Below are 19,795 nucleotides of genomic sequence, written 5' to 3'. Positions count from 1 at the left end.
AATGAATTGCAGAGTGGAAGCTCAATCTCCCAAGCCTCCACTCTGCTTCCACGCCTCCACTAACTTCCGGTAGATGGGTCCGTCTCAGGTAAGACTCCCTGCACTAGATTCGGGGTAAACTCCCACTCGTTCCGCCGGTTGCCATGACGTCTCTCAAGTCGCCCCTGCAACTCGGATGAACGACTCAGCCTCGCCATCATCGTGCCAAACCGTTGAGGATCTGGCACCAGCCTATCGGCTCTTTCCCGGTCAGAGTGGTCCATGCATGAGCGAAAGTCGGAATGATTCCACCAGTAGCTTGCTGTCGGATCTGCCTGCCCGTCTGATTTCAGCGCATCTCTCACCACTCGGTTTCTGTGAGCGATGATCAGAAGCTGCTCCATCTGCGCCTCTTTGCTGTTCTCGAAGACTTCGCGCACCAATGCGGGATGCTTATAGGAATCGACCCCAAAGCGAGTACCTTCACCCGGAGAACTCCGATAGCATGGGTCACACTCCCAGTTAACGAGATGATGAATGAAGGCTGGCAACTCCCTCCTCACCGCTTCATCAAACCTCGCCATCTCATCAGTTGACGATCCGAGAAGCTGGCTGGCGTCCTGGCAGCGATGCATGATCACCTTGTCATCCCACCCAGAAACATTGAGCGGGAATTCCTCAAGCAGCTCAGGGTCATCATTCATCATCATGACCAGCCGCCACTTTGGGGAAACCTGGTAACCATTCACCCCCTTGGGGTTGCAAAAAAGACTGTTGGCAACCAAAGCCTCTTTGGTCTGGGCCATGAACCTATCGCGACCTCCCAATCCCCGGCCGATTGGAACGTCGTCCAACTCGAGGAGCTCAAGGGCGAACACAGAAGCATTGAAATCGGTGTTGGAATACAACTCTACTCCGGAGCCTGATCGGCCAAGAACAGGCCCGATAATGTGTCGGGACAACTGGGACTTCCCACAGCCGGCGGCACCAATCAAACACAACAGCTGGCTCTGCTTCTGCCCACCACCACAGTGGATGAGCTCATAGCCAAGCTTCAGCCATTGCTTGAAGACCTGAACCTGATCCTCCGCACCGAAGAGAGCGCGCAAAAAGCCATGTATGGTCGGCCAATCACCCGCTTGAGGCACGATCCGAGGCGGCGAATTAGTGATCAGCAATTTGGTATTCCCTAGGTCCACCACTCCGGCATCATGCCCGCTCAATGGGTGAGCATATTCAACTCGATGCGTCAGCTGGATATCCACCAGATCGCTATTTTGAGCCTCCTTACCGACAACTCCCGAGGCCTCCATAAAGCGCCTGAGCTCCCTCTCCGAGCGCACTTGATACCTATCGCCGGAGACCCGAACATAGAACTGCTGGGTCTCTCCATTGTAATAGGTATTCGCTTTGTCATAGGATGCCCGGCGGATCGCCTCAAGCTCCTCCTCTGTCAGATCGGGCGAACCGGATCCAGAGCCCCTTTCCGGGAGCTCGGCGGACGCAGGCATCGGTGCGCGCAGAATTCTCAGCAACGGGTTCTCTGCGCTTGGAGCATCTGGAAAACATGTAATATTCAGCATACTTCTACCTCCCTGTTACTGGTTCTCACAAGTGCTACCTGTCTCAACTGCCTCCGTGCCTCCCGAAGGGGGGGCTAGCCATAGCAACCGAGCCTCACGCTTGGTCTCGCTATGAACACAGCCCGGCAAGCGGAACGGTCCGACCTTGTTTTTGTAAGACCTCAAGTCGAAGCCCATCGCATCAACTTGATCGAGCACGTCCTGCGCACGATCCTCAGAGGGAGCCTCGATCCACACATGAAGTGACTTATTGCCAGTATCCACTACGGCGACCGGCCTGATCACTCCGTGCTCGGTCAACCACTTGATCAAGATCAAGCAACGACACTTCAGCTCCTCAATCTCATCGGCCGATTCAGGCTTACGCCCCCGAAGCTCGTCCATTTCCAGCACCGCATAGCACTGCTCATGCACATTCTCTCCACGACGGTGATCTTGCATACACAGGTAAGTGCTCGGAGTCAGACGCAGGTCGTTTCCTTTGGCTTTTGCTGCCTGGAGCTCACACACCAAAGAGTCTTCCGTCACGTCGACAATCCTCCCTTTGGGAATTCCATCAGAAGAAAAACGCCCAAGCCAAATCCGTTTACCGGCGAAGAGAGTCCGAACCATCAGATGAGCTGCTGATTCTGATGCTTCCGAATCAGGAACCGGAATCGGAGACGCATCGACCAGAGCCTTCGCCATTTCGTCATACGAAAGATTGCTATCGCCGGAGGCTTCAATGATGCGGTCGACTTCCTGCTTGGCGCGCTCGATCGCCCTCTGGCGATGCTCCTTCTTAGCTCTGCGCTCTTTACGCTTCGTCTCCCGATCTTTGGAGCTAATCGCCCCTGAATCACGAGGTGAACTTGGCAAGTCCAGGAGCTGCGCCCCCTCATCAAGGACTTCCGGGAACTCGACTTGAACATCCAACCCCCGCTTCAAGGCAATGACGTCCAAGGCATCTCCCCTCCACCCACAGCCGAAGCACTCGACGTACTGCGCATTCCGGTACAAGACCGCACTAGGGGTGTTGTCATCGTGCTCGAGGCAGGGGCACCGGAACATCACATATGCCCCACGGTCGTGGGTTTCAATCCTGAGTGCATCGAGCACATCGCGGACCCTACTCTTGATTGTTTCCTTGCGACGATCCGCCGCATCTGAAATCTTCATCTTGTTGCATTCGTTTGACCGAATGACTCAAGTCGCTTATCATCATCGTTAACGGACCTGCAAAATTCGTTAACGTAGATGCCCACGACTCGAGCCATTCGACCGTGGGTTTCTATTTCTTCTGGTCTACATTGACTTGTTCGAGCACGTCAGAGAGCTGTCCGCTCCAGCCGCAGATACCGCAGTGGAATTGAGATGTTCCACTCAAGTACGCGCAACACGGGTATCCCTCCACATGGTCGGGATTCGGGCAGTCAATCAGGATCAGGCTTCCGTAATTCAGCACTTCGATACCTGCGGCGCAGAGCGCCTCAAGCATCCCTCTATGGCTTTGATCCATCAGTGTGGACTCTGTAGTATGGCTAGTCATATCTATGGGTTTGGTTGTGAGGGGGCTGGGCCAGATGTCACCGTTTCTCGACGCGTTGGGCGAAATTCCACCCCGCGTAGTCACCCCGATGACCAGAGCTCAGACACCTTCCTCCGTTTATGTCGGGGTTATTCGGGTGACTTGAGAGCGTCGATCACATCACTCCACAGGAACCGCACGGCACGACCAATCTTCAGCGCAGGGATCCGCCCATCCCTGCGCCAGTTCTCAATGGTCCGCTCAGTGACCTTTAGCCTTCGGGCAAGTTCGCGGGTCGTGATGAGCGATTCGTCATGTTTCGTGATCTGTGGTAGTTGCTTCATGGATCTACCCATCACCGAAACACACCAGACAGTCAACCCAACCCACTCTGCACCAAGCAGATACAAAAGACACAGGCTGTAAGCTTCAACCCGGAAATTGAAAGATTAAGCGCAACTCCAGCCTCGGATTGAAAGGTACGCCTCACGAACTGGAGCTACATTGAAACGAACGAGGCATCTGCCGGAACAATCACCACCACGTCCCCCAGTCCGATAAAATCATTTTTTTTTGAGAAAAAATTCGATCAACACTAATCAGCCTCACGTTTCCGCCGCCGCGACCAACGAGTAGCCTCGCTCACCAGCGATCAGGACTAAATCGGGGGAAGCTCACTCTGACCTGAGCCGGGTCAGAGATCACCCACAATCCAACCAGTTAGGCTAGATCATTCATAGCCGAGCGTTCCATCATGCTGAGCCTCCACCTCTTCAGGCGATCTATCACGCCATCGATATGAGGGACTACGACTGACCTATTCAGCTGTCGACACGACTCAACGCCAGCAGATGACAACACATCATCCTGTAGCGTCCCCCAGAAGAGACGAGGCATTGCCCGCCCACTTGATCAATCCCTACAATTGCCCGCCGAGCGACTTCCACAACCGGTACCGACACAAATACTTGGTAGCCTCAGCCGCTGTTTTTCCGCCTTCGCCCCACCAATTTTGGCACGCATTCTTGAGCATCTGCTGTTCCTCTTCATCACTCCAAAGACGCGCCCATTCAGCTTGTGAATGAGCTGCCCGAGCTTTCACCAGCCTCGCATCGGCCTCCTCAATGGTTCCCTTCTCAGTCGGCTCGTAGGATAATAGCTCCCTCTGTGCTTCAGCCAATTGAAATTCAAGCCAGATCCTCTCAAGCTTTGTGATAGTCGCAGCACCATTGTCCTGGTCAGCCCCCTTATCCAGCTCAGCCCCCTTATCCAGCTCAGCCCCCTTATCCAGCTCAGCCCCCTTATCCAGCTCAGCCCCCTTATCCAGCTCAGCCCCCTTATCCAGCTCAGCCCCCTTGTCCAGCTCAGCCCCCTTGTCCAGCTCAGCCCCCCTATCCAGCTCAGCTCCCTTATCCAGCTCAGCCCCCTTGTCCAGCTCAGCTCCCTTATCCAGCTCAGCCCCCTTATCCAGCTCAGCCCCCTTGTCCAGCTCAGCCCCCTTGTCCAGCTCAGCTCCCTTATCCAGCTCAGCTCCCTTACCCAGCTCAGCTCCCTTATCCAGCTCAGCCCCCTTATCCAGCTCAGCCCCCTTGTCCAGCTCAGCCCCCTTGTCCAGCTCAGCCCCCTTATCCAGCTCAGCCTCCTTATCCAGCTCAGCTCCCTTATCCAGCTCAGCTCCCTTATCCAGCTCAGCCCCCTTGTCCAGCTCAGCCCCCTTGTCCAGCTCAGCCCCCTTATCCAGCTCAGCCTCCTTATCCAGCTCAGCTCCCTTATCCAGCTCAGCTCCCTTATCCAGCTCCGCTCCCTTGTCCAGCTCCGCTCCCTTGTCCAGCTCAGTGCTCCCTTTCAGCTTCGATTCTAATCGACGAATCTTTGTCTTTAGGGCCGACAGGTAACCTTTATCTTCCCGATTGATGCAAAACTCGAGATTATTCGGATCGAATAAATCATCGCCAGTTTCACCTCCAATATTCTGGTCCCACCACCATTGACAAACGGACTTCAACTGCTGTGTCGCATTCTTTAGCCCAGTCGCTTCTTTGCGAAAGTCAGCGAAACTCACCCTCAATTGCGGGTCATTCTCAGCCAAGCCACCACCCGACCAACCATGGAACGAGCGAGATTCACCATTCACCGCAAATTCCTTTGCGACATTCTTCTCTTGATCAGTGAGATCCCGGTGGGATGGCTTGCTCCTTACAGGTTGAGGCTCATGCTGACGATGGAGTTCCTCGCCAGCAGCCCGCCAGACGTTCATTGCGCGCCTCACTGCTTCGACTGCGTTAAAATCCCCCCTAAAATCAGCCTGAGTAAATATCGATTTGTCTGCCACTAACGCTGCTAGCTGGGACAGCTCAAACTGGGTTGGCAAGCTCTTACCGTCGTGCGATCGGGATTTATCTGACATGATTTCTAACTGCTAAAGGTGTCGACCAAACGTCATCGCAGAATCTACTCTTACGCAAAGAAGCTGTTTTTTTTCTCCACCAAAACTAGGGGCATTGAATGGGGCTCGTGATAGGCAGTACCCACAGGCCATGTGTCGATGGGTTTGCGTGCAGCATCTTCGCTCGGAAGGTCCAAGATGCAGCCCTGCCAAAAAAATCGGTAAATTCTACCATCCGGTTCGACCAAGTTCGGGGGAACTCACGTAATCCCAACTGCCCCACCGTCGCGTATTGCTCGCTCGCCCTCGCAAACTGATACCAATCTGATACCAAAAAACGAACGGAAACAGGCCGAAACGAGCCGAAACTGGTATCAAATCCGCTTCCAGCCCCACATCAAAAGAGGCTCACCACCACCACTCAAATCGCTTAAAATCAACACCTTACACCAAATACACCCGGCGAGAATCGAACTCACATCTACGGCTCCGGAAACCGTCGTTCTATCCATTGAACTACGGGTGCGTCTTGGACAGTGGAGGCGTAATCGATCACACCTCGGCGCTTGGCGCAATATGAAAATTACATCAGCGCGGGAAAAGCGGCTTCAGACCGAGGGGGCGCGGTAGCCCGTCACGGCACCACCGCCCCATTTCGGCCAAGCGACCTCGTTCAATCAAGCTCCACGCCTTCAATCCCTTCCAACATCTCCATCATGTTGGCGAAGGCATCTTCGGACTCTTCATCGTCCAACGGCTCGCCCTGAATATCATCCAGTGACAACTCCTCGATATAGGTCTTGTCGACCTCGGTCAGGAAGATACTCGGCTCGCAGGTGATGAGCTCATTCCACTTCTTACGGGTCGCACAATACGACATCGTCAGCCGCGTCATAGCGCGAGTCACACCAACATAGAACAAACGTCGCTCCTCAGGCACAGTGTCCTCCACCAGCGAGCGCTTGTGAGGCAGAATCCCCTGCTCCAGACCAATCAGATAGACGTCCGGGAACTCCAAGCCTTTGGCGGCGTGCATCGTAATCAAGCACACACCTTTTTGTTTGGAGATATCCTCATCGTCATCGCGGTCACTACTGAGCGCCATATCATCGAGGAAACCGCGCAACCCACGCTCACGCTTCTTAGGGTCGCCGTGGTGGCGGTACAAGTCCTGGGTCAACGAGTGAATCCCTTCCTTGCGCTTGTCCGCCTCCTCGACCGTCTTGCACTGCCGCTCGAGGAAGTCGTCAAAGTCGATCTCCTTCAAGAAGCGCTCGGCGATCTCGCCATAGTTTGCCGACGGGCGGTCTGCTTCGTTGCCATAACGCTGCATCAGCTCGACAAACGCTGCGATTGAGTTCTGGGCACGGGTTCCGAGTTGCCCCACGAACTCAGGGTCTTGCAAAATCTCCCACACCGTCACTTTGCGTTCGCGGCTATCGCCGATCGCCAGGTCGATGGTTGTCTTGCTGATACCGCGCGCCGGCGTGTTGATGATCCGCAACAGATTGATGTCGTCTTCCGGATGCAACATCACCGAGAGATAGGCCAGGTAGTCCTTGATCTCACGACGATCGAAGAAACTCTGCCCCCCCACCACACGGTACGGGATCTTGCGCTCACGCATCGCTTCTTCAATCACACGCGACTGGGCGTTGGTACGGAAAATCACCGCAAAGTCCTCGAACGGTCGCTTTTCAACCTGCACGATTTCGAAAATCTCATCGGCAATGAATTCGGACTCCTCCACATCACCGGGCATGGCGATGAGCCGGATCTTCTCCTCGCTCACGTTGCTACTCCACAGCTTCTTCTCCCGGCGGCTCGTATTGAACTTAATCGAGCTGTTCGCCGTGTGCAGAATCGGGGTCGTCGAGCGATAGTTCTCCTCAAGCAGAATCACTTTCGGGTTCGGGAAGAACTGCTCGAAATCGAGAATATTGGAAATCTCCGCACCACGCCAGCCATAGATACTCTGGTCATCGTCACCCACCACGCAGATATTGGCTTCCTTGCCCACGATGTGCTGCACGACCTGCATCTGCAGCTTGTTGGTGTCCTGGAACTCATCGACGGTGATGTAGTGGTAACAACTGCGCCAGTAATCACGCACGTCCGGGTTCTCGCGCAGCACGCGTTCGGCGAGCACCAACAAGTCATCGAAATCCACCGCATTGAGCAGGCGCTTCTCCTCCTCGTAGGCACGGTAGACCTCGGCAATCAGCGAGTCATTTTGATCCGATACCGCCTGCCCTTTGTTCTTGGCCGCACTGATCATCGAGATGGCAGCATTCGGGTCGAGGTTCTCATCCTTACCGGCATACTTGTTGATCAATCGACGGATCAACCCGGTCTGCTCGCCCTGGGTGTAGATCGCAAATTTCGGCTTGTAGCCGAGACGCTCGATCGACTGGCGCAGAATCCGCACGCACAGCGAGTGGAACGTACACACCGTCATGTCCTTCGCCTTGCCGCCTGGAATCATGCCGTCGATCCGCTCGCGCATCTCAACCGCCGCTTTGTTGGTGAAGGTCACCGCCAGCACGGTCTTCGGGTCAATCCCCTGATCCATCATGTGCGCAATGCGCGCGGTGATGGTCCGGGTTTTGCCGGTACCGGCTCCGGCGAGAATCAGAACGGGGCCCTTGAGAGTGACCACCGCCTCGCGTTGGGGGGCATTGAGCTGGGAAAGTGAGAATCCTTTATCGGCCATAGGTTGGAAAATGAACGCTGCTTATCGTCTCGAAATCTGAGGCTCCTCCCTATACAGATTCCTAGGAAACGGGCAACTTCCATCTCGAGAATTCGGCTCGCAATCCTCTCATCTTTGACTTTCAATCCGGCCACATTCCCTCTAGGAATCATCCCTCGAAGTCCCAGCTCAAATCCTCCTCCGCATGCTCAAGGTTCCAAAAGAACAAGAAAAGAAGGCGGCCAGCTCCGAAAGCCCGGCCACCCCGAAACGCAGCGCCCGCAAAGCGAAGCCTCAGACCACCTTGTTGCAGCAGAGCTATTTTCCGCTGTTGGTTTGCACAACGCTGACCTCCGCGTTGTTTGCCTACCTCTACATCACGTCCTCCCCCGTTCCGACGGATTCCCTCGAATCGCTGCGGTCCGCGATCACCGGCGAGCAAGCCGTCGATGAAAGCGTCTCTCCCGCCGCCGCCGAGCCCGCGTGGCTTCCGACAGGCAGCGCCCTGCCATCCACCAGCACAAAGCGAACAACGGCAGGCTCTCTGGCAAACCCAACCGCTGAGTTGGTAGACCCCAACGCCCCGACCGTCGCCCGCGAGGACTTCTTCGAGAACACCAACCAACTCGTGCAATACGTGATGGTCGCCGACCTCGGCAATGGCAAACTGCAAGAGATCTCCGCCGAACTGCCCGCCAAATACCAGTCGCGCATGTTGCGCATCGCCCCGGAGCACCGCAAACACGCCGAATACATCTTCGCCCGTCTCAAACAACTCCAAAAAGACATGGGAGCCCTCGAGCGCGAGTCCGAGAGCCTGCTCCGCCAGTGGAACCAACTCCTTGTGCAATCCTCACCCTACGAGGTCCTGCGCCCGGACAGCCCGACGCTCCACAAAATCACCGATGGCAAGTTGCCGGACACCCGCCTTGCAACCCCATCCAACAGCGCCCCGCTGGATCTCCCGAAACCCGTGAAGCGCCCGACACAGGTCGAGGCCAATCCCGCACCAACCGTGCGACCAGCCACTCCGGTAAAGCGCCCACGCCAAGCCGCGCCGACCAGCCAGCCCGCAGCCAACGAGGTCATCGTCACCTTCTAACCCAAGCCCATTTCAGATCATGATCCGCCCCCTTGCCTGCCTGCTTCTCGGCTCCACATTTGCCACGCTCCCCGCACTGGCTCAAGCCGAGGCCAGCCCGACTCCGCAACCAGTCACCGAAAGCGCGCCCGCCGAGGAGAACAGCGATGAGCCCGCTGCCGATGAGTCTTGGAAAGCCGCACTAATCCCAAAAGTCGCTACCTCCAGCGCCGATCACGGCGAGGACGTCGTCGTCGGCCGCCCCGTCGCCACCAATAACCAATCGAAAACCCCCGGCAAAGTCTACCTCCCGTACGCGCCGCGCCCTAAAACCCCTCTCCCTCCAGGCTGGGAAATCCGCCCATCAGAAACCCTTCCGCCCATCACCCGCAAAGTTCAACTCGACAACGGCCGCATTGTCACGCTCCGCTTCCCTACATTCATTATCGTCCCTGCATCGGAAGCTGACGGCGCGCTGAAGTTCGCCGATCCCGGGTTCGACCCACGCACACCCGAACAAAGCTCGACCGTCAGCTCGGTACTCAAGAGCTACGCCGAGGAGGCAGAGCAACATCAAAAGAACCTCGACGCCGCATTGCGCGAGATCGAGCAGGTCATCTTATCCACACCGCGCCCGGCGACCAACCGCTAACCCATCCCCATTTTTCCCACATGCGCGCTGCTGTTATTGTTCTTCTAGCTGTAATCACAGGCTTCGCTCTCGGAGCTGGTGTCACAGTTTGGGTTATCCGAGAATCCGATGCTGGCCAGTTTGGCTTCGTTTCCACCGAGACCACTGCCACGCTGTTAGCGGCTCAGGAAACCGAATTGGAAGAACGGCTCGGCAACCGAGCCTCCAACGGATGGAGCCAGGATTCGGGCACTCCAGACGGCAGCAACAGCAAACAACTCACGTCCCTGAAGACCCAGGTCAGTCAACTCACATCTCAGCTCGCTGCGATGAACCGAGACCTGGCCTCACTGCGCTTCCGTGTCGACACCCACAGCGACTCCTTCCGTCCGCTGATCCAAAACGACCCGGACAGCCGCATCCGCCCCGCCGCCCCCGGCCAGTAACTCGCGTTGGGCCAGATCGATCAGGCTCAATCAGACCAATCCCCAAGTCCGCAGCGCTCCCACCGGCATGTGCCCCACCAGCCCAGCGGACAACCCGCCAGACCTCGCCGAGACAAAGCGCGTAGACCAAGGTGACTCCCCCGCTGGCAGATTCCGGGAGCTCATCGAAAGGCGGCGCAGTCAAACCTCCCTGGCCCAGGCGCTGTTGGTCACCTTGATCGCGGCGCTGGTCACCGCACCGGTCGCCCTGCTGGTATCCTTTGTCGATTTCCGCCCATCGGAGAAATCGGCCATCGTCTGGTTGGTCGCTCTCGTTCCGACTATCGAGGAAATCCTCAAACTCGCGGGCATGATGTTGTTGATCAAACTCCGCCCATGGCTCATCACCGGCGGCTGGCAATTTCCCATCGCCGCCATCCTCAGCGCCCTCGCCTTCGCCACCGTCGAAAACTTCCTCTACCTCGAGATCTACGCAGCGCACTACTCACCTGCCGATCTAGCGGAGCTCGCATCTTACCGATGGACTGTCTGCGTTATCGTGCACATTGGATGTTCCATCATCGCATCCATGGGCATGCTTCGCGTGTGGGATCACCACATCAAGTCCCGTCAACCAGCCCAGCTTTGGCGGGCGCTGACCATGCTCACTCTAGCCATCGTCGTCCACGGCGCATACAACTGGTGGTCGGTGAACTGAGAAGCAGCCGTCACTCGTCGTCACCCGACTGGTCGTCAATTTCCATCAAACCGGACACCCTCATCGCCTGCATCACCATTTCCTGTAGAAACCGGTAAAACATGAAGTGATGCATGGCGAAATGCTGCTCATCCGTGAGCTTCTCGACCACGTTCGGATCGTGCGCTTCGGGCTCCTCGATCGCCTCGCAGTCGAACTCTTCATTCATCGCGAGACGCGCCTGGTTGAGAGCGCCAAACCAGGCCTCCAAATGACTGGGGGCAATCACAACATCGACCGCTCCCGGCACCCCTACAGAAGGCTCGGCCGCCTCCATGTCCGCCTCCACACGTTGCAGCTGCTCGTCGAACAAAGTCTGCAGGTCCGGAGCCACAAACTCCGCCCAGTCCTCGTTCATTTCCTTGCCCTCTTCGGTCACCGCCTCGTTCCCCCGCACAACCGATGGGTTGAGAAACAACTCCGAACCTTCCCCACGCGCGAACTTCGGCAGTGCCTCGAGGATTGGCAGCGAACCCTCGTCCAGATCGGCCAACACCAATCCGCCGCGCTCATCGTCCAAATAGATTCCCATCATAGCAATATTCCCTGATTGAGGTTCTCACTCGCCCGCACGCTCCAGAGACGCCTGTAGTTGTGCGGCATGCAGTTGATGCACGTACAACTCAGCCTTCTCTTTATTTCCCGACCAAACCTGGCTGCGCCCTTGCTCATGCACCTCAAGCATGTGCTTTTTGGCCCGCTCCCGCGAATAACCAAAGATCCGCTGAATGCACATCGTGACGTAGTCCATGAAATTCACCGGGTCATCGTAGATCACCACCGCCCACGGACGGGCCGTGCTCACCATCGGCTTCTCGACGATCACGGTTTCCGTGTCGCCGGAGGAAAGCTGAATCGCGCTCACCGCGCATGACTTGGTCTGCATCTGCAATGACATAAAGAAATCAGTATCAAATCTTCGTTCTAATCAAACAACTCCCGCCCATCAAGCGGATCCAGCGACTCAAATGTCGCTGTCCAGAGTGAGCGCGAGCGCTTCTCGATCGATCTCGGTGCCCCCCGACCAATTACGAACCACATGAAGGAACCCGCCAGGGTTATCCGCGATAAATTGCTCGACGTCATCGACACTCACCCCCTCGGGGAAATCAATGCCATCCTCGCGCAAAGAGGCGAAGAACGGCCGCATCCCGGACTTCCATTCGGCGAAATGCCACACACCCAATGCGATGTCCGTGCGGAAATTGAAGGCACTGTAAAAGACCGCCAACAACGTGATGTGCGAATAGCGCTCTGGATGCTCGAGCACCCTCTCGGCAAAGCGCACGATCGGCCGCGGATGGAGCGCGCCAGCCAACCGCTCGGCAAGCTTGCACACCAGACGACGGGCAGAGTCACTCACAGGCGCTGCCCCCTGCGTCTCCGCCTCCAACTCACGCAAACGCAACGCACTGGCCAACTCAAAGTCGCGCAAAAACTGCCTGCGCCCGTGAACCGCGTCCTCAGACTTCACCCACTTCCACCACGCTTCGCTGTGCAAGCGCCTCATCACCTCGATCCGGCGGCTCAGCGGCATCGATGCCGGAAACTCGTGCGTGCGCACATAATCGGGAGCGAAGGACAACACACTTCCCGTCGGCTCGGTCGGACGGCACATCCGCAAGACACGCACCAAATCGTGGATCGCGCGGTCGTCCTCATCCTCGCTGCTGATTCTGAGCTTATCGTCCATTGTCCCTACCCCTCGTCTCCTGATGATGCAGGATATGGAGCCACGCGCGCAAGCGACTCAGCGAGAATCCGCTCCTGCTCACGATGCATCGCAGCACGCTCGCCCTCCTCGGCATCTTCATGCCCATTCAAATGGAGCAACCCGTGCACGGCATAGCGGGCCACTTCCTCAACGAAGCCATTGCCAAACTCCTTGGCATAGCGCTGCGCTGTATCGAGGCTGATGACAATTTCCCCATGATCGAAGGTGATGACGTCGGTCTCCCCCGGAATATCCATGAAGCGCACATGAACATCAGCGATGGTCTCATCATCCACCAGCGCCACATCCAATTCATCGAGCACCGGCAAAACCATCCGCTCAGGATGACTCCCAGGCTGCGCCAAACACGCCTCCAGCGCATCCCCCATCAGCGACTCCAGCCAAGCCTCATCGAAAGGCAATGCCGGGTGCTGGTTGGAAACACAAATCTCTAGTGAAGCTGACATGCTTCCCTATTACACCACATCAGGCTTCTTGTCGCCATCCGGAGTCGCCACCGCTGCACCTTCCTTCGTCCCTTCACCGCGATAGGACGGGCGTGAGTGGCTCATATTCTTCAAGTCACTGACGAACGACTTCTTAATGGTTGAGAGCTCTTCCATTGTAATATCCGCCTCATCGAGTTGCCCATCCTTGATCCGCTCCTCAACCAAGCGGTCGACCAATTCACTGATCTCCTTCACGTCATTGCTGCTCAGACTACGACGTGCGCTCTCCGCTGCATCCGCCAAGCTGATAATCACACTCTCTTTGGTCACGGGAAGTGGCCCCTTATAGCGGAAATCCGCTTCATCCACGCTCACCACATCCTCTTCGGCGCGCATCCCATCTTCGACCTCCTTGAGCTGCGTCTCGCGCATCTGCATTGCCCGCTTGTAGAAGATATAAACCAGCGATGTTCCGTGGTGTTCGCGAATCACATCCATGATGCGCGGGTTCAGGCGGTGCCGCACGGCCAGAGCCACCCCGTCCGGAACGTGGGAGAGAATCATCTTGGCACTCATGTGCGGAGTGAGATCGTCGTGAGGGTTGATCCCTTCCCCCTGGTTCTCAATGAAGTAATCAGGCGATGTAAGCTTCCCGATGTCGTGGAAATAGGAACAAACCCGGGCCATCGTCGCATTGGCACCAATCCGTTCGGCGGCATTCTCCGCCAACGTTCCCACCAGAAGGCTGTGGTGGTAGGTTCCTGGGGCCTCGATCGTCAGTCGCTTGAGAAGCGGGTTGTTCAAGTCCGCCAGCTCAATCCACGAGATCTCCGTGGTGATGCCGAAAAACGATTCCAACACGGGCAGCATGCCCGAAATCAATGTGGCCACAAAAAGCTCCACCCCCAGGATCGTCAGCGCCTGCGTCAGTCCCCCCACCCAGTCAACCCCCGCACCATCCGGCAACCACTGGATTGGTGATGCCAGACCAAATGCCCACGCCAAGATCAAGTGCACCACACCGATGCACAAACCCGCCTGAATCAACCGCCCCCGCTTGCGCACGCGGCCAACCAACGCCACCGCCGTCAACCCGGTCACCATCATCAGAATGATGTACAGATACGGCTCGCTGGCATTCATCACCAACGCCCCGAGCAAACTGCCGTAAATCGTCGCAAAGATCCCCGCACGCTGGCCCAACATCACCGACAACACCAACGGTGCGATCGCCATCGGCAAAAACAACCCGACCTGCGCCGCCGGAATCTCCAAGTACGAGATCAACCAATGCTGCAGCACTTTCATCAGCGCCAATTGGCCGAACATCATCCCAAACACCAACAACAGTCGACAGTTGCGACCAAACACACGGTCCCGATGACCAAGCAACAAATGGAAGAACGCAGCCCCCAGTATCAAGCCACCGACGAGCAACCCCTTGTAGCGCTCGTGGAAAAAGCGGCTTCCCTCAACCGGCGAGTCCACCAACAAAAACAGCGCCAGAATAGAAACGATCAGAATAGACCAACGAACGCCTTGGCTGTTATCCAAGCGTTCGGCGATCCACGCGCCGGTGCGAACACTGACCCGGTTCCCCGATGAGGATCCGGACGGTGAGGCGGCGGCTACCTTTGTCGACGCGTCGGCGCCTCCAGGTGCGGATGGAGAAGAAGCACTCAAATTGGAAGATCGTGGGTTGATGGCAATTTCCTCCACACTCTGAACTTCTGCCAGATTGGGTCAACCATAGAGTTATCAGATGCGTTGCAATCAGCGTGCGCTCTCAGCCAATGTACGCATCGCCACCGCAGCGGCAGCAAATCCGAAAGCGCCCGTCACATGGCATGCGGTCCCAAAGCCGCTGGCACAATCCAACCGCAGCGACTGATTGGGCTCCGGAGTTTCGCAAACGGATCCGTCCGCCCAAGGGAAGACCGGGTTCTGTACCGAATACACCGCAGGCACGCCGAACGCCTCGCGCTCTGCCTTGCTAAACCCATGCTCGGTGCGCAACACACGCCGCACTTTCTTAAGTAACGGATCGTGGGTAGCCGTCGCCACATCTCCCGTGCGCAGCGCGGTCGGATCCGACTTCCCGCCAGCCCCGCCACACACCACCATCGGGATCCGCCGGCCAACACAATCTGCTATCAGCTGGCACTTCGCCCGTACACTGTCGATCGCGTCCACGACAAAGTCCCAATCGTGCCCGAGCAGCTCATCCGATGAAGCGGCCGTGAAGAACCGCCCATAGGTCTCCACCCGCGCCGCACTATCGATTGCCAGCAACCGATCGCGCATGGCCTCCACTTTCGGCTGCCCCACGGTTCGCTCGAGCGCATGCACCTGACGGTTTGTGTTGGTCATACAAACATCGTCCAAGTCCACCAAACCGATGGTCCCCACGCCGGAGCGCAACAAGGACTCCGCCACCCAGGACCCAACCCCCCCGACCCCAATCACGCAAACACGTGCGGCCCGCACCCGCTCGAAGCCGGCACGTCCATAAAGTCTGGCGGTTCCGCCATAGCGCACCGCGGGGTCCTGACGGTTCAGTTCGCCGGATTCAGAAGATTCGCTGCTCATCGCCCTACGATACCCGCTCCTAAAAATTCGCAAGGGCGCATCCAGCGGATTGCCCGCCGAATGCGCCCTGCAAAAATGGAACTTCAGAGAGTCTGAGCCGGGAAGATTACTTGGTCTCATCCACCAACGCCCGGATGGCCACCACCGGCACACTGTCCTTATAGACCATCTGCACCGTACCCGGTGTGTCCTTCGGCTGGTTGTCATTGCGCGCAAACACAGGCTGTGTGCTGCACACCATGCCAATCACTTCGCCTTTGTTGTTCAACAACGGACCACCACTGCTGCCCACCGCGTACTCCGCAGTGATCGACATCCGGGTCACGAAACCAGCTTGAGGTGAAATTTTGTTCAAGAAGTAGCGCGAAACGATTCCGTGGGTCATCACCCACTTGCGGCGCTGTGGGTTGCTGATGACCGTCACATCTTCACCGACTCGAGCCGAAGCACCGAGAGCCAATGGCTGCAATTTTTCACCAGAGGTATCGACTTTGATGAATGCTACATCTGCGGCCTTGTCGCCGGCGAGCACTTCCACCACTGGGTACACCTTGCCACTCCGGGTCATCACACCGAGAAAGTGCTCTTCGCCCTTTCCTTCCAGCACGTGATAATTGGTCACCACAATCCCGTCTTCATTGGCAGCCCAAGCGGTAGCGATCGCCCCGACGTGCCAGTTGTCACAGCGGCCGCAATTGTAGAGGCTGGCGATCATCAACACAGAATCCACCGACTGGTCGTAGAGATCCGGAAGCGCAAGATCCTTGGAATCCGCATCCACCTGAGCCAGCTGCGAGGCAGGCACCTTCTCCGAACCCGCCTTGCCCACATCTTTGAGCAAAGCGGTTGTGGTAAAGGCCTTCCCTTCATCCACCAGCTTGCCGAAGCGCTCGGTGAACTTTGCGTTCTCGCCTTCATCGAAGAACACCTGAGCCGGCAACTCTTCAGTGTAAATATCTTCTGTCACCGGCTCAGCCGCCGACGCCGGAACTACGAACGACGCCAGAGATGCTCCGGCCGCCATCCCCATCAGGGTTCGATGAATCAAACTTTTCATGCTTTTAAAGCACTACAAAACGCACCCCGGCTCCAGCATCATCTAACTTTCTTGTCGCTAAAACGAAAAGCCATCGTCCTCGCTGGCAGAAAACACCGGCACGTTCTCCCACTCGAATTCAAAGCCAGGAAACCCCTGCGTAATCCGCTCGCGCTCCCCCGCCTGCAGTTGCCCGATCGTGAACAACGGCAACACCGGACGCCCGCTGGCAGTTTTACGATAGGATTCCCCCCGCTTTTCCACCATCAGCAGGAACCCCACCTTGCCCCCTGGGCGTTCAGCAATGGCAATGTCGATCGGCACCGCTTCACCAGCGCGCAACTGCACCCACTCGCCGTACACCAACGGAACGTTCATCGGGCTCATGTGCCCGGACTCCGGCCCGGTCGGCTCAAACCGCCCGGCCAGCGCACCTTGAATATCAGGCCACGACGCGACCAAAGCCGCGCGGTTGCTCAGATAGACGGCAAGGTAGTCATCCCCAATACCCACAAAACGGTAAGCACCATCCTCAGGAGCCATCACCTTGCCACTGTAGTGAGCCAGCCACCCAGACGGCTTGATCGTATCCGCCGCACCAAAATACCCCGGACCGTCCTCCGCCGGCGAAAAAGGCACCGCCAAGACCGAAAGATACAACTCCTTAGGCGCTTGGAAATAACGCTTCAACGACGACTCCGAAAAACACGACCGCTGCAAGCGCTTCACTCGCTTCACAAAATCCTCGCGGTTGGAAACGTCATAACGCTCGGCGCGCCCACTCGCATTCTGCTTGAAGTCATAAAGCCGCCCGACCAGCGCGGAACTCGTTACCTGCTCACTCCCCAGCGGATTGTTCCCGACTTCACCAATGACTCCGTCAAGCCCGCTCCCCAACCCCAGTGTTGTGCTGGTCCCCATATCCGGGAGGAACACATTGTTGGTCACTTCGGGCACATACATCGCGGCGTCCGTCACCTTGGCCACTAATACGTTGATCCTCGGAGGGCTCGCAGATGGCGGCCTCACGTTCGGCCTGTCCGTAATCGCCGGCTTTTCCGGCTTGGGCGGAGAATCCGCAGGCTTCGGGCGCACATGGATCGTCACCTCCGGCTCAGGATCTACAGTGAGTGTCCATAAACCCAACCCAATCACTATCAGCGCATGAACGAGCAGCGCGATCATCATCGCTGAGACGCGCTCGCGACGGAGGATCAGCTGCCGCTCCAGTTCGGCCTGATCACCAATGTTCGAGCCAGTGAGACTTCCGCCACCGCCGGCCACCAGTTTAGTTTCCAAAGAAGGGTTCATACGCAGTTAGTTTCTAGGGTTTCCCGCACGAACCAGCGTGCGGTCACATCGTATGAACCGCCCCACATCCAATCCTTGGAAAAAAAATCAGCCCGCCCGGAAATGAGATCCGGACGGGCTGGGGAAGCTTCTTTAGAATGTGTCAGCAATTCGGCTTAGAAGCCGTCGTCTTCGGTTGCGGTGAAGACCGGCACATTCTTCCAGTCGAACTGGAACGCACCGAAGCCACTCTTGATGCGCTCTTTTTCTTTCGCCGAGAAATCGGTGGTGGTGAACAACGGCAGGATTGGACGACCATCGGCGCCTTTACCATACTCCACGCCCTTCTTCTCGATCATCAGAACAAAGCCCACTTTACCACCCGGACGCTCACCGAGGCAGATGTCGATAGGAATCTCTTCACCTGCACGCATGCGGAACCACTCACCGTAAATCAACGGAATGTTGAACGGCCCCTTGTGCTTACCGGTTGGATCAGTGGCGCGGAACCCGCGATCCAGCTCGCCTTGAATATCTGTCCACGATGCGATCAGACGAGGCTGCTTGCGCAGGAACACGGCAAGGTAGTCGTCGCCGTTACCGACGAAACGGTAGGTACCGTCTTCAGGTGCGGCAATCTTGCCGCTGTAGTGAGCCACCCATCCGGACGGCTTGATCTTGTCTGCCGCACCAAAGTAGCGCGGACCAGCCGATGCATCGGAGAACGGCACCGCCAGGGTGGTCAGGAAGAGCTGCTTCGGCGCCTTGAAAAAGCGACCGAACGACGACTCGGAGAAACGCGAACTGTGAAGACGTTTCACCCTTTTCACGAAGTGGTCACGGTTGCGGATGTCATAGCGGACAGCTTTGCCCTTCTCGTCCTGCTTGAAGTCGTAAAGATTTCCTTCCAACGAGCTGGCTCCACGGCTGGCGCGACCGAAGTCACCGCCTCCACCGCCACCGTCGCCGTCACCCACACCGAAGGTACCCAGTCCCAGGCCGATGGTGTCGCCGGTTCCCATATTGAAAAGCTCGGTCTCGACCTGCACTTCAGGAACGAACACGGCAGCACTATCGACATTAGCCGTAATCAACTTCGCACTCTGGGACGGCGGCGAAGGCTTGCGCTTCATGCTGTCGGAGGTCACCTGCTGGGTCGGAGCGTCGGTCGTACGCTGGTTGGCGACACGCGCCTGGATCTTCACTTCCGCAGGCTCATCCACCGCCAGCTTCCAAACAGCCAGACCAATCACAATCAGCACGTGGACCAACACGGCAATCATCACCGACGAAAGCCGCTCCCGACGCAGAATTTGCTGGTGCTTTGCTTCAGCCTCCTCAGCGGTCATGCGTGGAATTTCAGGCAGTGGCGCCGCAACAGATGCCTCTGCCGCTACGTTTGGATCGACGTTGGGGTCTTGATTCTCCATGGATAGGGTTTGGGTTGGGGTGGGGAATTTTCAAAAACTCAGACTGGGCGTCACATTGCCCCGCGCTTGGCGAAAGTTCAAGTAGTCAACTCAAGGCAAATGGTCGGATATCCAGACTAGCAGGTTTTCAGAGAGAAAACTGCATCTATGCAAGAATTATTAGAACAAGATGAAATCGGTTGCCTCTCCGCAGGCATCAGGGAAACCCAACCAATTTCCAAGGCTCGAAACAAGCGTCGCCAGCCT

The 19,795-nt window shown here is 57.0% G+C and carries 20 protein-coding genes and 1 tRNA gene; 5 read left to right on the top strand and 16 right to left on the bottom strand.

Annotation, left to right across the window (positions count from 1 at the left end; translation table 11 throughout):
• Window positions 1-59 precede the first annotated feature (59 nt).
• From G3M56_RS07280 to G3M56_RS07250, 7 genes are all read right to left on the bottom strand, one after another.
• Window positions 60-1,562: a primase-helicase family protein gene (locus tag G3M56_RS07280; RefSeq protein WP_235203305.1), complete on the bottom strand. Its 1,503-nt coding sequence runs from the start codon at window positions 1,560-1,562 to the stop codon at window positions 60-62.
• Between the two features lie 15 nt (window positions 1,563-1,577).
• Window positions 1,578-2,720 carry a CHC2 zinc finger domain-containing protein gene (locus G3M56_RS07275; protein ID WP_164361586.1) on the bottom strand — a complete coding sequence of 381 codons (1,143 nt, stop codon included), beginning with the start codon at window positions 2,718-2,720 and terminating at the stop codon, window positions 1,578-1,580.
• Between the two features lie 112 nt (window positions 2,721-2,832).
• Window positions 2,833-3,090 (bottom strand): hypothetical protein, encoded by a 258-nt coding sequence (locus G3M56_RS07270; protein ID WP_164361584.1) that lies wholly within the window; start codon window positions 3,088-3,090, stop codon window positions 2,833-2,835.
• Window positions 3,091-3,218: 128 nt separating this feature from the next.
• Window positions 3,219-3,413, bottom strand: a complete 195-nt coding sequence (locus G3M56_RS07265) for a helix-turn-helix domain-containing protein (RefSeq protein ID WP_164361582.1) — start codon at window positions 3,411-3,413, stop codon at window positions 3,219-3,221.
• Between the two features lie 575 nt (window positions 3,414-3,988).
• The gene (locus G3M56_RS07260; RefSeq protein ID WP_164361580.1) at window positions 3,989-5,476 is read right to left on the bottom strand and encodes a hypothetical protein; all 1,488 of its coding nucleotides are present in this window, start codon (window positions 5,474-5,476) and stop codon (window positions 3,989-3,991) included.
• Between the two features lie 433 nt (window positions 5,477-5,909).
• A tRNA-Arg gene (locus G3M56_RS07255) sits at window positions 5,910-5,981 on the bottom strand.
• 147 nt (window positions 5,982-6,128) lie between these two features.
• Window positions 6,129-8,168: an ATP-dependent helicase gene (locus tag G3M56_RS07250; protein WP_164361578.1), complete on the bottom strand. Its 2,040-nt coding sequence runs from the start codon at window positions 8,166-8,168 to the stop codon at window positions 6,129-6,131.
• Between the two features lie 184 nt (window positions 8,169-8,352).
• Here G3M56_RS07250 and G3M56_RS07245 point away from each other — a divergent pair, with 184 nt between their 5' ends.
• The 4 genes from G3M56_RS07245 to G3M56_RS07230 all read left to right on the top strand — a co-directional run bounded on the left by G3M56_RS07245 (window position 8,353) and on the right by G3M56_RS07230 (window position 11,002).
• The gene (locus tag G3M56_RS07245; protein WP_164361576.1) at window positions 8,353-9,249 is read left to right on the top strand and encodes a hypothetical protein; all 897 of its coding nucleotides are present in this window, start codon (window positions 8,353-8,355) and stop codon (window positions 9,247-9,249) included.
• Between the two features lie 19 nt (window positions 9,250-9,268).
• Window positions 9,269-9,880, top strand: a complete 612-nt coding sequence (locus G3M56_RS07240) for a hypothetical protein (protein WP_164361574.1) — start codon at window positions 9,269-9,271, stop codon at window positions 9,878-9,880.
• A 20-nt stretch (window positions 9,881-9,900) separates the two neighbouring features.
• Window positions 9,901-10,305 carry a hypothetical protein gene (locus tag G3M56_RS07235; protein ID WP_164361572.1) on the top strand — a complete coding sequence of 135 codons (405 nt, stop codon included), beginning with the start codon at window positions 9,901-9,903 and terminating at the stop codon, window positions 10,303-10,305.
• A gap of 67 nt (window positions 10,306-10,372) precedes the next feature.
• On the top strand, window positions 10,373-11,002 hold the full coding sequence (locus G3M56_RS07230) for a PrsW family glutamic-type intramembrane protease (protein ID WP_164361570.1): 630 nt from the start codon (window positions 10,373-10,375) through the stop codon (window positions 11,000-11,002).
• A 10-nt stretch (window positions 11,003-11,012) separates the two neighbouring features.
• Here G3M56_RS07230 and G3M56_RS07225 read toward each other — a convergent pair whose 3' ends face one another.
• From G3M56_RS07225 to G3M56_RS07205, 5 genes are all read right to left on the bottom strand, one after another.
• Window positions 11,013-11,576, bottom strand: coding sequence for a DUF2017 family protein (locus tag G3M56_RS07225; RefSeq protein ID WP_164361568.1), 564 nt, complete (start codon window positions 11,574-11,576; stop codon window positions 11,013-11,015).
• 24 nt (window positions 11,577-11,600) lie between these two features.
• The gene (clpS, locus tag G3M56_RS07220) at window positions 11,601-11,849 is read right to left on the bottom strand and encodes an ATP-dependent Clp protease adapter ClpS (protein WP_164362022.1); all 249 of its coding nucleotides are present in this window, start codon (window positions 11,847-11,849) and stop codon (window positions 11,601-11,603) included.
• A 156-nt stretch (window positions 11,850-12,005) separates the two neighbouring features.
• On the bottom strand, window positions 12,006-12,734 hold the full coding sequence (locus G3M56_RS07215) for a hypothetical protein (RefSeq protein WP_164361566.1): 729 nt from the start codon (window positions 12,732-12,734) through the stop codon (window positions 12,006-12,008).
• A gap of 5 nt (window positions 12,735-12,739) precedes the next feature.
• A complete protein-coding gene (gene ybeY / locus G3M56_RS07210) occupies window positions 12,740-13,222 on the bottom strand; it encodes an rRNA maturation RNase YbeY (RefSeq protein WP_164361564.1) in 483 nt (160 codons plus the stop codon).
• Window positions 13,223-13,231: 9 nt separating this feature from the next.
• Window positions 13,232-14,758 carry an HD family phosphohydrolase gene (locus tag G3M56_RS07205; protein WP_235203301.1) on the bottom strand — a complete coding sequence of 509 codons (1,527 nt, stop codon included), beginning with the start codon at window positions 14,756-14,758 and terminating at the stop codon, window positions 13,232-13,234.
• 22 nt (window positions 14,759-14,780) lie between these two features.
• Here G3M56_RS07205 and G3M56_RS07200 point away from each other — a divergent pair, with 22 nt between their 5' ends.
• On the top strand, window positions 14,781-14,930 hold the full coding sequence (locus tag G3M56_RS07200) for a hypothetical protein (RefSeq protein ID WP_235203299.1): 150 nt from the start codon (window positions 14,781-14,783) through the stop codon (window positions 14,928-14,930).
• Window positions 14,931-14,977: 47 nt separating this feature from the next.
• Here the strand turns inward: G3M56_RS07200 and G3M56_RS07195 are convergent, their stop codons facing one another.
• From G3M56_RS07195 to G3M56_RS07180, 4 genes are all read right to left on the bottom strand, one after another.
• Window positions 14,978-15,793: a tRNA threonylcarbamoyladenosine dehydratase gene (locus G3M56_RS07195; protein ID WP_164361560.1), complete on the bottom strand. Its 816-nt coding sequence runs from the start codon at window positions 15,791-15,793 to the stop codon at window positions 14,978-14,980.
• Window positions 15,794-15,899: 106 nt separating this feature from the next.
• Window positions 15,900-16,850 (bottom strand): S1 family peptidase, encoded by a 951-nt coding sequence (locus G3M56_RS07190; RefSeq protein WP_164361558.1) that lies wholly within the window; start codon window positions 16,848-16,850, stop codon window positions 15,900-15,902.
• Between the two features lie 57 nt (window positions 16,851-16,907).
• Complete coding sequence (locus G3M56_RS07185) at window positions 16,908-18,128, bottom strand: PA14 domain-containing protein (RefSeq protein WP_164361556.1); 1,221 nt, start codon at window positions 18,126-18,128, stop codon at window positions 16,908-16,910.
• 167 nt (window positions 18,129-18,295) lie between these two features.
• Entirely contained in the window at window positions 18,296-19,549 is a 1,254-nt protein-coding gene (locus G3M56_RS07180; protein ID WP_164361554.1) for a PA14 domain-containing protein, read from the bottom strand.
• Window positions 19,550-19,795: the final 246 nt, after the last annotated feature.

The organism is Sulfuriroseicoccus oceanibius (genome assembly GCF_010681825.2).
Lineage (GTDB): Bacteria > Verrucomicrobiota > Verrucomicrobiia > Verrucomicrobiales > SLCJ01 > Sulfuriroseicoccus > Sulfuriroseicoccus oceanibius.
This window is presented reverse-complemented; position numbering and strand designations above follow the sequence as displayed.

What these genes read in the sequence shown, in the direction of transcription:
- G3M56_RS07280 (WP_235203305.1), bottom strand. Translation starts at nt 1,562, where the DNA reads ATGCTGAATATTACATGTTTTCCAGATGCTCCAAGCGCAGAGAACCCG.
- G3M56_RS07275 (WP_164361586.1), bottom strand. Translation starts at nt 2,720, where the DNA reads ATGAAGATTTCAGATGCGGCGGATCGTCGCAAGGAAACAATCAAGAGT.
- G3M56_RS07270 (WP_164361584.1), bottom strand. Translation starts at nt 3,090, where the DNA reads ATGACTAGCCATACTACAGAGTCCACACTGATGGATCAAAGCCATAGA.
- G3M56_RS07265 (WP_164361582.1), bottom strand. Translation starts at nt 3,413, where the DNA reads ATGAAGCAACTACCACAGATCACGAAACATGACGAATCGCTCATCACG.
- G3M56_RS07260 (WP_164361580.1), bottom strand. Translation starts at nt 5,476, where the DNA reads ATGTCAGATAAATCCCGATCGCACGACGGTAAGAGCTTGCCAACCCAG.
- G3M56_RS07250 (WP_164361578.1), bottom strand. Translation starts at nt 8,168, where the DNA reads ATGGCCGATAAAGGATTCTCACTTTCCCAGCTCAATGCCCCCCAACGC.
- G3M56_RS07245 (WP_164361576.1), top strand. Translation starts at nt 8,353, where the DNA reads ATGCTCAAGGTTCCAAAAGAACAAGAAAAGAAGGCGGCCAGCTCCGAA.
- G3M56_RS07240 (WP_164361574.1), top strand. Translation starts at nt 9,269, where the DNA reads ATGATCCGCCCCCTTGCCTGCCTGCTTCTCGGCTCCACATTTGCCACG.
- G3M56_RS07235 (WP_164361572.1), top strand. Translation starts at nt 9,901, where the DNA reads ATGCGCGCTGCTGTTATTGTTCTTCTAGCTGTAATCACAGGCTTCGCT.
- G3M56_RS07230 (WP_164361570.1), top strand. Translation starts at nt 10,373, where the DNA reads ATGTGCCCCACCAGCCCAGCGGACAACCCGCCAGACCTCGCCGAGACA.
- G3M56_RS07225 (WP_164361568.1), bottom strand. Translation starts at nt 11,576, where the DNA reads ATGATGGGAATCTATTTGGACGATGAGCGCGGCGGATTGGTGTTGGCC.
- clpS (WP_164362022.1), bottom strand. Translation starts at nt 11,849, where the DNA reads ATGGTGAGCACGGCCCGTCCGTGGGCGGTGGTGATCTACGATGACCCG.
- G3M56_RS07215 (WP_164361566.1), bottom strand. Translation starts at nt 12,734, where the DNA reads ATGGACGATAAGCTCAGAATCAGCAGCGAGGATGAGGACGACCGCGCG.
- ybeY (WP_164361564.1), bottom strand. Translation starts at nt 13,222, where the DNA reads ATGTCAGCTTCACTAGAGATTTGTGTTTCCAACCAGCACCCGGCATTG.
- G3M56_RS07195 (WP_164361560.1), bottom strand. Translation starts at nt 15,793, where the DNA reads ATGAGCAGCGAATCTTCTGAATCCGGCGAACTGAACCGTCAGGACCCC.
- G3M56_RS07190 (WP_164361558.1), bottom strand. Translation starts at nt 16,850, where the DNA reads ATGAAAAGTTTGATTCATCGAACCCTGATGGGGATGGCGGCCGGAGCA.
- G3M56_RS07180 (WP_164361554.1), bottom strand. Translation starts at nt 19,549, where the DNA reads ATGGAGAATCAAGACCCCAACGTCGATCCAAACGTAGCGGCAGAGGCA.